Raw genomic sequence first — 12,553 nt, forward strand, 5'->3', positions numbered from 1 at the left:
CGCAGCCTCGAGCGCTTTCCCTTCGACTCCGTCCTCCTGCCCTGCAACTTCACCATGATGCGCATGCCGGAGTACGCGGCCGACTTCGCCACGCTGCTGTCGCTCTGCCGGGCACACGGCGTCGCCGTGCAGACGATCAAATCGGTGGCACGCCGCCGCTGGCAAGACGACACGCAACCCCGCTTCAGCTGGTACGAGCCGCTCAAGGAGCCCGACGCCATCCGCCGGGCGGTGCACTTCGTCCTCAGCCAGCCCGGGCTCTTCTTGAACTCGTCGAGCGACGCAACCCTCCTGCGCCACATCCTGGACACCGCCGCGCAGATTGGCGCGGCCCCGTCCGCTGCGGAGCTGGAAGCCGATGTGACTCGCTTTGCCATGCAGCCGCTCTTCGTTCGCGGCCTATCGGAGTCGATCTGAGCGGAGGTCGATAGTCGATAGGTCGCACCAAGGCGACTTTGAGCTCATGCCTATCGGCTATCGGAGCCAAGCCGTTCGACTTCTATCCGCGTCCCCCGATCAACTCCGCCCGCTGAGCCCATGTACGGCGCGGGTTGGAGGTGGAAGTAGCCGCCGGCGATCTGGAGGGGGTTGATGGGGCTCGGGGCAACCACGTCGTGCGAGCGGCCACCTTTGAACTGGTAGGGCTCCCACGCGTGGTTGATGATCACCTGCCCCGGATGCACGGCCCCCGACACCTTCACCTCCACCTCGAAGGAGCCGATGTCATTTCGCACCCGCGCACGGTCTCCGTCCGTAAGGCCGCGGGCCTTCGCATCCATCACGCTCAGGGTAATCACCGGCGCGCCGCGTTGCAGCCGGAGCAGACGCGCGTCGTCACGCCAGGAGGCATGAATCGACCAGCGCGCGTGCTGGCTGGTCAGCTGCAAGGGATAGTCCCCTCCAATCTTCGGCGAATCCTTATGCGTCGGAAGCGCCTCCCCGAGTTCCAGGTAGAACGGGTGATCGATGTAGAACTGGATGCGCCGCGTCAGTGTGGGCCACGGCTGCTTCTTCTCCGTGTGCCAGGTGTTGGCGGTAATCGTCTCGTCGGGCTTGATGTCGGTGGCGTTGCCGATGTTGAGGTAATCCGCACCCAGGCCGGTGAAGCGCGCGAAGCCCTTCTCCTTGAGGTCGTTCCAACGGATGTTTCCAAGGTTCGTCGTGAACGACAACAGCTCGTCGAGGAGCTCCTCCGGGTTGTCCTCTCGGTAACGTCCGCCGAAGGTGAACTCATCGTAGACCTGATCGAGGCGCCGCTCCTGCCCCGCCCGGTCGACAAAGGCCGTCAGCCCGCGTTCCTTCGCCCGCTTCTGGATCTCTTTGAGCAACAGGCAGTGAAACTCCCAATCGGTTTTCGACTCGGCAACCGGTGCGGCGGCACGGGTGGTCACGTGCGCGAAAGGCGCGATGGGCGTCGCCCATGTGATGTCGTCCTTCTCGTACCAGGTCGCCGCCGGCAGCACGTAATCGCTGTGCAGTGCCGTGTTGCTCATGCGCCAGTCGATGGTGACGAGCAGATCGAGCTTCGGAAGAAAGGTCGTATAGAGCCGGTCGTACCCCCGCGTCCGCCGCAGAAAGTTCCCGCCGGCCTCGAAGAAAATGCGCGGGCGCGCCTTCGCGGGAGCTATCTGCCAGCCCTTCTGTAACGACTCCGCCAGGTAGTCCTTCAGCTCCCGCTTCATAGTGGGATCCCATCGCGCCGAAGCACCGTAGATCTGATCGAGGCCGCCCTGAAAATAGAGGAACAGCATGCCGCTGACGTGGCCGCCCTTCCGATACTCCTCGCGGGCCAGCTGATAGATGGTCATCTCGTCCGTCAGCCCCTGCTCGCGGTTGCGGATGAACGCGTGGGCCATGGCGGCGTCGATCAACGCCGCGCCTTTCTTGGGAGACACGGAGCCCGGAGAGAAATTGGCGCTGGCTATACCCGCGACATCGAGGGCGGGAAACACGTTGATGCCGCTCCCCTTCTTCCCGATCTGGCCGGCGAGGGCGAGCACCAGGATCTGCGCCCGCTCCATTTCAAGGCCGTGGTAGAACTTGGAGAAGTTAGACTGGGTGATGATGGTGGCGGCCTTCGCCCGCGCAATCTCGCGTGCCAGCGTCTGCATCATCTGCGGATGGACGCCGGTGCGGTTTGCCATCGCTTGTGGCGAGTAGGCGGCCAGATGCTTGCGCAGGAGAGAGAAGACGGGAGTGACGGTGATCTCACCGGCAGTGCCGTTGACGCGAAACTCTCCCTCCAGGGCCGGGTCAACGCCTTCAAGCGACAACGCCTTTTTCGAAGCTTCGCGGATGGCGTTCGTCGTCCGATCGAACACGTAGAAAGTGTCCTCGTCACCGCCTTTCTGAAGATCGCGCCCGCGCAAGAACGTGTGGGTGTCGGTGCGGACGAGTAGCGGCAGATCCGTCTGCTCCTTGACGAAGGGCGCGTCGTAGATCCCCTCCTCCACCATCACATGAGCCAGGGCGAGCCCGAAAGCCGCATCGCTCGCGACGTCGACGGAGATCCACCGATCGGCGTGAATCGCGGAGGCGTTGTAGTCGGGAGCGATGGCAACCACCCGGGCCCCGCGGTAGCGCGCCTCGATGATGAAGTGGGCGTTGGGGATCTGAGTGTAGGTGGGATTGCCGCCCCACACGAGGATCAAGTCGGAGTAGAACAGGTCGTCGGCGGAGCTCGCACAGGAGATCTTGCCCAGCGTGGCGTAGGCACCGGGGTGATGGTCGCCCACCTCCCCGTTGACGTCGATGATCGGCGTGTCGAGCACATATCCCGTCCGATAGAGTCCGATGCCGCGGCAGCCGTGCGTGTTGCCGCCGCCTGGATCCCAGGTAATCGAGCCGGGGCCGTCCTCGCGCATGGCGTCGATGGTCTTGTCGGCGATCTCGCGTAGCGCCTGTTTCCACGAGACCCGGGTCCACTTTCCCTCCCCTCGCGCGCCGGCGCGCTTGAGCGGATAGTGCAAGCGGGCTGCATCGTAGATGCGTTGGCTGTAGCAAGCTCCCTTCTGGCAGCCGCGCGGGTTGAAGTCCGGGACGTCGGAATTGGTCTGCACATACGTGGCGGCCTGTTCCTCCCGAAAGACCACGCCGTCCTTGACGTACACGTTCCAGTTACACCCACGCTGGTACCAGCAGTTGACGTGGTGTGTCCCCTTCGCAACTTTGTCCCAGACCCATCGCTGCCGGTACAGATCCTCCCAGCCCCGGTACTCAGGAAGCGCGGCACTGGGGTTCGAGGCCGAGGCACCGTCTGGCATCGCCGCAACAGCATCCCGCAGCCCGAGACGGGTCAGCGAGAGGATGAGGGCTCCGGCACCTTGCAGGAAGCCTCTTCTCGTAGACTCAACTGCCATCAGCTGCTCCTCATGAAATCGAGCCTACGTCCGGTGCAGCGTCTCGATGATCCGCCGCATCCGCTGCTCATCCTCCGATGAGCGCAGCGGAAAGTCGGTCGGCAGGTTCATGGTGGTGAGGATGCCGCCCCAACGCTGCTTGAGCTTGGCTCCGATCTCGTCCAGGTAGCCGATGGTGCCGAACTCCTCCGCCATCTCGTCGGGGATGAGCTGCACCATCTCCTCCCAGCGGTTCTCCAGCGACAGGGCGTGGAGCTTGAGGCCGATCTCGTCCCAGCCGTGGACCGCGAACACCGGCTGATACGTGCGGGTAGAGGCGTAGAAGGCGACGCGCCGCTTCAAGAGCTGCCGCTCCTTCTCCAGCTCCTTCGCATTGCGGCCCGTCACGATGATCGGCGCCCCGATGATGTCGATGTCCGGCATCTGGCGGCCGGCTTTGCGGGCGCCGGCCTCGACCTGCGGCAACATCACCTCGCGCATGTATTTCGCGGTGCACACGGGATGCGCGAAGACACCGTCCGCCACCTCGCCGCCGAGGCGAGACATGTAATTGTTCACGGCGGCCAGGTGGATGGGAATGCGCGGATGCTCAATCGGGCCCGCGGTGAACACCGGCGGCGACATGGTGTACTTGTAGTGCTTGCCGTCGAAGTAGCTCGGTTGCTTGCTGTTCTGAAAGGTTTTGAAGATGGCCTGCAGGCAGAGAACGTACTCCCGCATGCGCGGCCCCGGCGGCGCCGTCCACGGCGTGCCGTAGCGCCGCTCGTTGTGACCCTTCACCTGCGTGCCCAGCCCGAGTTGGAAGCGGCCGCCGGAGAAGCGTTGCAGGTCCCAGGCCATCTGCGCGACAACCATCGGGCTGCGTGGAAAGGCAACGGCCACCCCGGTGCTGAGCCTCACGCGTTGCGTGTGCTCGGCGGCGATGAGCAAGGGAAAGAAAGGATCATGGCCGGCGGTCTCGGAGGAGATGATTCCGTCGAAACCCAGCTCCTCGAGCTTGCGCGCCGCCGCCGCGATCCCGCCGATGCCCAGCGAGGTCGGCTCCAGCGTGAAGCTGTAATTCTCGATCAGCGCAATTCCAACTCGCATGCGGCTCTCCTTCAGCTCACCGGCTCACGGCGAGCCACGTGCTCCTGCCGCTTGCGGATGATGTCGCGGCGCGCCTCCACGCCGATGACCGGCGTATCGGAAGGCAGATGTCTGCGCACCTCAGCGAACTTGACCACCCGGACCGTCGGCGCCGGATTCGTCTCCGTCCAGATCCAGCGGTATTGGATCACACCCTCGAGGTGGCCGGCGGTGTCGAGCCAGTTCGGGACGCCGGGGTCCCGAGGCGCGATGACGCAGCGGAAGCGCCCGTCACCGTCGATGTGCGCCTGACGCCCATTGATGCTGGTTTGCCGGTTCGCGTAGTCGAGGGTGTGGAACCACAGATTGCACAGCTGAAACGACCAGTAACGCGCCTGCGGCAACTCGCTCTCGATGATCATCGCCTCATCCGCAGCGAGCTGGTAGAGATCGTTGCCGTAGTAAATGTCGTCGGCACCTCCGACGTAGCGACGCGCGGGGGCCAGCTCTCCGGGCCGGTGCTGCGTACGCAACTGTACGACCCACTGCTTCCAGAAGCGCACCGTCTGCTCGATCCATTCACCGGCGTTGTCCAGCATGTCCGCCGCGCCGGCGGGTCGCAGCGGCAGTGGCGCCACACCTTCGTTGCCGATTGCGACGATGCGAAACTCGGCCGGCTCCTCGTGCTCCCAATCATAGAAGTACTGGCGGATGGCGACGTACCGGGCATCGGGGTGCAGTGGAATCCAGTTCCCTGGTTGCTCCTCGGCACTCAGGATGATCTCGAAGCTCCCATCGGACGCGGTCGTGAGTTGGCTCGCCGTCAGCGTGGCAAAATTCCGATCGTCGCCGAGCTGCATGTATCCCTCTTTCACCTCGATCAGGAAGTCGTAGGCGCTGTTGCGTTTGCCGGTAATCCGGTAAGTGGCATCGCTGCGAATCTTGGTCCACAGGTAGTGATTGTCGGCATTCTCCGCGCCCCACTTCGACGTGATGTCGGGATTGCGGATGAAACGGGGGATATCCGGATCGGCTAAAACCACCGCTTGCCGGATGCCGGCGGTGACGAGACCGAGCAGGTACCGAAATCCTTCCGCACGGTCGAACGCCGAACCGGGAGCGTCTGGGTTCAAGATGTGTTCGCCGGCTGTCTTGAGCGCGTCGCAGAAGTCTGACCAGGCCTGCCCGCTCATGAGCCGCTCGGCGTTGATTTCGGGTGCTGCAGGTGGCCGTCGGAAGCGCTTCAGCTTCTCGCCCGTCGCGCCAATGCCACCGGCAATGCGGTTATCGTCCATCGCTGTGATCTCCGTCTGAATTCCCTCAAAGGCAGCCTGTTAACGAGCCGGCAGAACCTCGGACGGCACGCGGTAGCGCTCCTGGTAGGCGGCGAAGCGGCGGCGTTCGGTCTCGAGGTCGAAGCCCGTGTCTTCGAAGGCGTACTGGTGGGCGCCGTGTTTGTCTTTGGGCTTGGCCGCGAGGTAGGCGCGCATGCGGGCCTCCGCCTCTGCCGAGTACGGGACTCCAAAGTGCTCGTAGATGCCACGGATCGTGCCGAACGGGTCCTGCATCAGATCCTGATAGCGGACGTCGAAGAACTGCTGCGCGTCGACGATGCCGCTGTTCCGAACCCGCATCGCATTCTCCAACAGGAACGAGCACGACTCGCCGCCGAACCACTGAAGGACTTGTTCGGGATCGAGTCCGTCGGAGCGGACCCACGCGGTGGCGTAAAGAATGCTCGCAACCGAGCCCATCACCTTGAGCGGATCGCGGTGGGTCTGGATGATGCGCGCATCCGGGTAAACCGCGAGGAGCGCGTCGAGGGTCGCCATGTGCGACGGCGCTTTGAGAACCCACCGTTCGCGCGGCGCACGCCACTGCAGCAGTTGCAGCATCTGACGGTGATACGCATAGGCGGGCCGCATGTCCGTCTGGGCAAGCCACGCCGCGTAGCTCGGCACCCGATGGGTCCCGGAAAGCTGATCGCTCAGGAATTCGTGCATCGTCAACATGATGCACTCGACCGGAATCTTGGCGCCCAGCTCGTGCATCGTCGGGTACTCGGGCACCACGTGGTTCCAGAAGCGGATCTCCAGGTCGGCCTTTTCGATGCGGGGATCGGTCTCGTACGTGGCGCTCTCGGGAGGCGGACACGGAGAGCGCACCTCCCAAGCCAGCGGCACGCGGTTGGCTGGGTCCTGCGCCAGCAGTTCATGGAGAATCGAGGTGCCGGTGCGCGGCAGGCCGGTGATAAAGATCGGGCGTGTCACCTGCACCGCGTCGATCTCAGGGTTGCGTTGGCGCGTTTCGGTCATCCGCAAGCGGTTCTCGAGCAGATTGAGAATGTCGCTGCGTGCCAGCACACGGCCGACGAAGTTGAGCTGCGCCTCCTGTGCCAGCGAGTCGAGGAAGATCCGCAGTGGTGTGCGAAACGAATCGCCGCCGAAATCCGAGAGCCCCGTATTCCGCACCGCCTCGTCGAGCAGCGCTCCCTCGTCGAGCCGTATCCACGACGGATCCCCGAGCGTATTCAGGGCACGCACCCACTCAGGACGTGGACCGGGTTGCCAAATCGACATAGAACTCCCAATAGCTCAGCGATGCGACATCGCATAGCTCGTTTTCCCTGGCGCGAGCAACAGTCAGTATCGCATTTCTGCGGTAACGATTTGCCCGGGCCGCTCGGCATATTATAAGAGTGCTCGATTGAAGGTTCCCTCGCCCTCTGGGAGAGGGTCTGGGTGAGGGCCGGCGAACGATGATGATCTTAGAGAAAGCAGAAAGAAACCCCAACGCGCTGGCGATAGTCGGCGTTGGTTTCGCGATTTGAGCTTGTTTACGGATGTGCTACATTGACGCACATGGAGCGGATCGGCATCCGGGCACTGCAACAACACGCGAGCGCGGTCCTGCGGCAGGTGCGGGACGGTGAGTCGTTGGAGGTGACCGACCGCGGCCATCGGGTCGCCGTGCTCGTACCGGCCATGCGCACTGGCCCGTTGAGCGTTCTCAAGGCGTCTGGGCGGCTGAGAGCGGCGGAAGGAGACCTCCTGGATCTCGGCGCACCGTTGCGCATCAAGCGCGGCGCACCGCGAGCGTCGAAGCGACTGGCGCGGATGCGCGCACACGAGCGATGATCATCGCTCGGTGAGCCCACGAGGTGCTGCGTGGCGGTGTACCTGGACTCGTCGGCCATAGTGAAGCTGGTGGTACAGGAGCCGGAGTCGGCAGCGCTCAGGCGCTATCTGCGCGCGCATCCACAGCGTATCTCGTGCAGCCTTTCCCGAACTGAGGTCTCGCGGGCCGTGCGGCATCTCGGTCCAGCGGCCCTGCACAGGGCTCGGCAGGTTCTGCGGCGCGTTGATCTCATCCAGCTCGATGATGCCTTACTGGACGCAGCGGCTACACTTGATCCGCGGATCTTGCGTTCGTTGGATGCGATCCATTTGGCCGCGGCGCAGCTAGTGTCGCCCGATCTCGAGGCGGTGATCACGTACGACCGGCGGATGGCGGACGCTGCGGCCCTTCTGGGATTCGCGGTGGTCGCTCCCGCCTAACGTCTTCTTCAGAACGATTTGCCCGGGCCGCTCGGCATATTATAAGAGTGCTCGATTGAAGGTTCCCTCGCCCTCTGGGAGAGGGTCTGGGTGAGGGCCGGCAAGCAACGATGATCTTCCACAGGGCAGCAACCAACCCCAACGAGCTGGCGCTCGACGATCTGACGCGCCAACGCACCTGGGCCGAGTTGGCCGATCGCAGCACACGGATCGCCCACTTGCTGCGCGACACATTTGGATTGCAGCCGGACGACCACGCCGCGCTGCTGATGGGGAATCGGGTCGAGGGCGTCGAGTTGACGCTGGCGGCCCTGCTGGCCGGCATCTGGCTCACTCCGATCAATCGGCACCTCCAACCCGAGGAGATCGCATACATCATTGAGGACTCGGAGGCACGAGTCCTGTTCACCGATGCGCGGCACGAATCCACGGCCCGGCAATCGACGGCTCCAACGATCGTGCTCGCCGGCGAGGAACTCGACTCGGCGCTGGCTGATGTTTCGGACGAACCGATGCCGCTCAATGGCCCGGCTGGCGCCACCATGATTTACACCAGCGGCACTACCGGGCGCCCGAAAGGCGTAAAGCGCGCGCGCCCCTCGACCCTGGGCGCGGCGCTGTCCGCCGCGGCCGCAGCGGGCGCAACGCTCGGGCTCGACGGCAGCGGCCCACACCTGATCACCGGGCCGCTCTACCACGCCGCCCCGCTGCTGTTCGCCATATACGACCAGATCAATGGCGCACCGATCATCATCATGCCCAAGTGGGACGCGGCGCACACGCTCCGGCTGATCCAGGAACGCCAGATCCGCCACACGCACCTGGTGCCCACCATGTTCGTGCGCCTCCTGCGCCTCGACGAGGACATCCGTAACGCCTTCGATCCTTCCGCATTGCGCTTGGTGCTGCACGGCGCCGCTCCCATCGCTCCGTCGGTGAAGACGCGCATGATCGAGTGGTGGGGCAAGGTCATCGTCGAGTACTGGGGCGCTACTGAAGGCGGCGTGTGCTCGCTCGTCGATGCGGTGGATTGGCTCGCCCATCCGGGAACCGTGGGCCGGGCGACACCGAACTTCGAGGTCTTTGCCGTGGATGATGGCGGGAAGCGTCTGCCTCCTGGAGAGACCGGCATTCTGTATTGCCGCCACAAGCAGCTCGCCAAGGTTTTCGAGTACCACCGGGCCCCGGAGAAAACGGCGGAGTCCTATCTGGAGCCAGGGGCGTTCACAACCGGCGATATCGGCCGTGTCGACACCGACGGCTACGTCTATCTGACCGATCGGAAATCCAACCTGATCATCTCCGGCGGGGTGAACATCTACGCCGCCGAAATCGAACAGGTGCTGCAACAGCACCCGGCGGTGGCCGACGTGTGCGTCTTTGGAATTCCTGACGAGGAGTGGGGCGAAGCCGTCAAGGCCGCCGTCGAGCTGTTGGACGGGCACCGGCCGTCGCCGCAGCTCGAAGCCGACATCTTAGCGTTTGCAGGCAAACATCTGGCGAGTTACAAGGTGCCGCGCTCGATCGACTTCGAGGTTCAACTCCCGCGACACCCGACGGGCAAGCTGTACACTCGGCTGCTGCGCGAGCGCTACTGGAAAGACCGCGAAAGGAACATTTGAAGGAACTCGGACCCGAACCGCCCTCTCACACACACAAGAAGGATATCGGTCATGTACCTCGATTTCACCCCGGAGCAGCAAGCGCTCCGAAAAGAGATCCGCGAGTATTACAGGAATCTGTTCACCCCCGAGCTGCGCGCCGCGCTGGATGCGGAATGGCACGAGGTGGGTGGCCCCGTTTTCCGTGAAATTGTCGGCCGGATGGGCGCCGATGGCTGGCTCGGCATCGGCTGGCCGAAGGAGTATGGCGGCCAGGGCCGCTCCGCCATCGAGCAGTTCATTTTCTGGAATGAGACCTACCGCGCGCGCGCGCCGCTCCCGGTGATCGCGATCAACACCGTCGGCCCCACCATCATGCAGTTCGGCACACCCGAGCAGAAGGCCGAGCTGCTCCCTAGAATCCTCAAGGGGCGGTTGTTCGTCGCCATCGGCTACACGGAGCCGTCAGCCGGCACCGACCTGGCCTCGTTGCAGACCCGCGCCGTGCACGATGGCGACGACTACGTCATCAACGGGCAAAAGGTTTACACCACGCACGCCAACGACGCCGAATATGTTTGGCTGGCCGCCCGCACGGACCCCGATGCGCCCAAACACAAGGGCATCTCGATCATCCTCGTGCCCACCACCAGCCCCGGCTTCTCGGTGACCCCCATCTACACGCTGGGGGGAGAGCGCACCAACGCGACGTACTACGACAACGTCCGCGTTCCGGTGAGCAATCGGGTCGGTCCCGAGAATGGCGGCTGGCGGCTCATAACCTCGCAGCTCAACCACGAACGCATCACGCTGGCGACCCCCGGCCTGGCGGACCGCCTCGTTGATGAGGTCTGGGCGTGGGCGTCGAAGACCGTCGCCCCGGGTGGCGGCGGCCGTATGATCGACGAGCCGTGGGTGCAACTCAACCTGGCTCGTGTCTATGCCAAGCTCGAAGCCCTCAAGGTTCTGAACTGGCGCGCGGCGTGGGCCATCACAGCAGGCGTACCCGACATGGCCGAAGCCTCGGCGGTCAAGGTGATGGGGACCGAGTTCTTCGTGGAATGCTACCGCCTCTTGCTCGAGATCGTCGGTGCGGCTGGTCTCGTCATGACCGGGCAACCCGCCGTGCTCTTCGGTGGATTCCTCGAACAGGCCTACCGTGGCGCCACCACGCTGACCTTCGGCGGTGGGGTGAACGAGGTGCAACGTGACATCATCGCCATGGCCGGCCTCCGCCTGCCGCGGGCGCAGCGACGCTAAGGATTGAGGAAGGGACCAATGGACTTCAATTTTTCCGAAAACCAGATCATGGTTCGGGACCTGGCTCGCGGGATCCTGGATAAGGAAATGACGCCGGAACGGGTCAAGGCCGTCACCGCGCAGCCCGATTGGTGTGATCGCGAGCTGTGGTCGACGTTCGCCGAAGCCGGCCTGCTGAGTCTCGCCGTGCCCGAAGATCTCGGCGGCATGGGCTTCGGCATCGCGGAAGCGTGCGTGTTTCTGCAAGAGATCGGGCGCGTGGTGGCGCCGGCACCGGTGCTGCCGACCTTGGTGCTCGGCGGCCTGGCCATCGCCCAGTTCGGCTCCGATGCGCAGAAGAAGCAGTGGCTCGAACCGATGGCCGCCGGAAAGGCCATGCTGACCGGAGCGCTCGTCGACGCGGGGTCGGCGGATCCCGGCAAGCCGGCGACAACGGCGCGCCAGGACGGCAGCGGCTGGATACTCGACGGCCAAAAGGTTTTCGTGCCCGCGGCACATCTGGCGCAACGCATCTTGGTGCCCGCCACCACCGGCACCGGCGTCGGGATCTTCCTTGTCGACCCGCGCGCCGCTGGCGTCTCGCAGACGCGCCAGGAGACGACGACCAAAGAGCCGCTCTTTGCGGTCAAGCTCTCCGGCGTCCGGGTCAACGCGACGGACCTCCTCGGCGGCGATGGTCAGTCCGGCAGCGAGAAGTTGAACTGGATATACGAGTGCGCCGTGATCGCCACCTGTGCAACGCAGATCGGTGTGTCGGAGAAAACCGTCGAACTCACCAGCCGCTACGTCTGCGAACGCGTGCAGTTCGGCGTGCCCATCGGTTCTTTCCAAGCCGTCCAGCATCGCATGGCCGATTGCTACATCGATCTCGAAGCCATGCGTTGGGTGACCTGGAGAGCGGCGTGGAAGCTGTCGCAAGGCTCGTCTGCCACACGCGATGTGGCGGTGGCGAAGTTCTGGGCCGCCGAGGCCGGCGCGCGCATCGCCGCTGCCGCCCAGCATTTGCATGGCGGGATCGGCGTCGACGTCGACTATCCCGTGCACCGCTACTTCCTCTGGTCAAAGGCGCTGGAACTGAGCTTGGGAGCGGCCGCACCGCACCTGGCGCGGCTGGGTCGAGATATGGCCAGAACCGGGCCGTTGGAGTTTTCTTGAGGTGCGCTGACGAGCTGGGTTACACTCCGCGCCGTGCGCGGCGATAACCTCAGGAGGAATTGCAGTGGAGTACAGGACTCTCGGTCGTTCAGGACTACAGGTCTCCGTAATCGGGCTCGGGTGCGACAACTTCGGGCACCGCTGTGATGCGGATCAGTCGGCGGCGATGGTCCATCGTGCCATGGACCTCGGGATCACGTTCTTCGATACCGCCGACATCTACGGCCCCGGCGGTCTGTCCGAAGAGTACCTGGGCAAGGCGCTGAAGGGCGGCCGCCGGCTGGACGCGGTGATCGCCACCAAGTTTGTCGGACCCACCGGTTCGTACACCGGGCTCTTGCACATGGGCACGTCGCGACGGCACATCATGAACGCCATCGACGGCAGTCTGCGGCGGCTGGGGACGGATCACGTCGACCTCTATCAGGTCCATTTCCCCTACCCTGGCGTGCCCATGGAGGAGACCTTACGGGCGCTGGACGACCTCGTGCACCAGGGGAAGGTGCGCTACATCGGCTGCTCCAACTTCGCCGCCTGGCAAGTTGTGGACGCG

Annotated in this window: 11 protein-coding genes; 7 read left to right on the forward strand and 4 right to left on the reverse strand. The window is 64.3% G+C overall.

The window, feature by feature from the left end; genetic code table 11:
- The coding region (locus VF515_12200; GenBank protein HEX7408396.1) for an aldo/keto reductase at nucleotides 1-417 on the forward strand (417 nt) is incomplete at its 5' end.
- Between the two features lie 50 nt (nucleotides 418-467).
- Here VF515_12200 and VF515_12205 read toward each other — a convergent pair.
- Genes VF515_12205 through VF515_12220 form a run of 4 tightly spaced genes read right to left on the reverse strand, consistent with a single transcriptional unit; the run spans nucleotide 468 to nucleotide 7,006 of the window.
- A complete protein-coding gene (locus VF515_12205) occupies nucleotides 468-3,359 on the reverse strand; it encodes a molybdopterin-dependent oxidoreductase (protein ID HEX7408397.1) in 2,892 nt (963 codons plus the stop codon).
- Between the two features lie 24 nt (nucleotides 3,360-3,383).
- Nucleotides 3,384-4,448, reverse strand: coding sequence for a TIGR03617 family F420-dependent LLM class oxidoreductase (locus VF515_12210; GenBank protein ID HEX7408398.1), 1,065 nt, complete (start codon nucleotides 4,446-4,448; stop codon nucleotides 3,384-3,386).
- An 11-nt stretch (nucleotides 4,449-4,459) separates the two neighbouring features.
- Complete coding sequence (locus tag VF515_12215) at nucleotides 4,460-5,722, reverse strand: DUF1214 domain-containing protein (GenBank protein ID HEX7408399.1); 1,263 nt, start codon at nucleotides 5,720-5,722, stop codon at nucleotides 4,460-4,462.
- A 39-nt stretch (nucleotides 5,723-5,761) separates the two neighbouring features.
- Nucleotides 5,762-7,006: a sulfotransferase gene (locus tag VF515_12220; GenBank protein HEX7408400.1), complete on the reverse strand. Its 1,245-nt coding sequence runs from the start codon at nucleotides 7,004-7,006 to the stop codon at nucleotides 5,762-5,764.
- 282 nt (nucleotides 7,007-7,288) lie between these two features.
- Between VF515_12220 and VF515_12225 the strand changes: the two genes are divergently transcribed.
- The 6 genes from VF515_12225 to VF515_12250 all read left to right on the forward strand — a co-directional run.
- Nucleotides 7,289-7,564, forward strand: coding sequence for a type II toxin-antitoxin system prevent-host-death family antitoxin (locus VF515_12225; GenBank protein ID HEX7408401.1), 276 nt, complete (start codon nucleotides 7,289-7,291; stop codon nucleotides 7,562-7,564).
- A gap of 30 nt (nucleotides 7,565-7,594) precedes the next feature.
- Nucleotides 7,595-7,984 carry a type II toxin-antitoxin system VapC family toxin gene (locus VF515_12230; protein HEX7408402.1) on the forward strand — a complete coding sequence of 130 codons (390 nt, stop codon included), beginning with the start codon at nucleotides 7,595-7,597 and terminating at the stop codon, nucleotides 7,982-7,984.
- A gap of 110 nt (nucleotides 7,985-8,094) precedes the next feature.
- Nucleotides 8,095-9,606, forward strand: coding sequence for an AMP-binding protein (locus VF515_12235; GenBank protein ID HEX7408403.1), 1,512 nt, complete (start codon nucleotides 8,095-8,097; stop codon nucleotides 9,604-9,606).
- Nucleotides 9,607-9,657: 51 nt separating this feature from the next.
- Nucleotides 9,658-10,845 (forward strand): acyl-CoA dehydrogenase family protein, encoded by a 1,188-nt coding sequence (locus VF515_12240; protein ID HEX7408404.1) that lies wholly within the window; start codon nucleotides 9,658-9,660, stop codon nucleotides 10,843-10,845.
- Between the two features lie 18 nt (nucleotides 10,846-10,863).
- Complete coding sequence (locus VF515_12245) at nucleotides 10,864-12,000, forward strand: acyl-CoA dehydrogenase family protein (protein ID HEX7408405.1); 1,137 nt, start codon at nucleotides 10,864-10,866, stop codon at nucleotides 11,998-12,000.
- Between the two features lie 64 nt (nucleotides 12,001-12,064).
- Nucleotides 12,065-12,553: aldo/keto reductase (locus VF515_12250; protein HEX7408406.1), on the forward strand; the 489-nt coding region annotated here is incomplete at its 3' end.

The organism is Candidatus Binatia bacterium (assembly GCA_036382395.1).
Lineage (GTDB): Bacteria > Desulfobacterota > Binatia > HRBIN30 > HRBIN30 > JAGDMS01.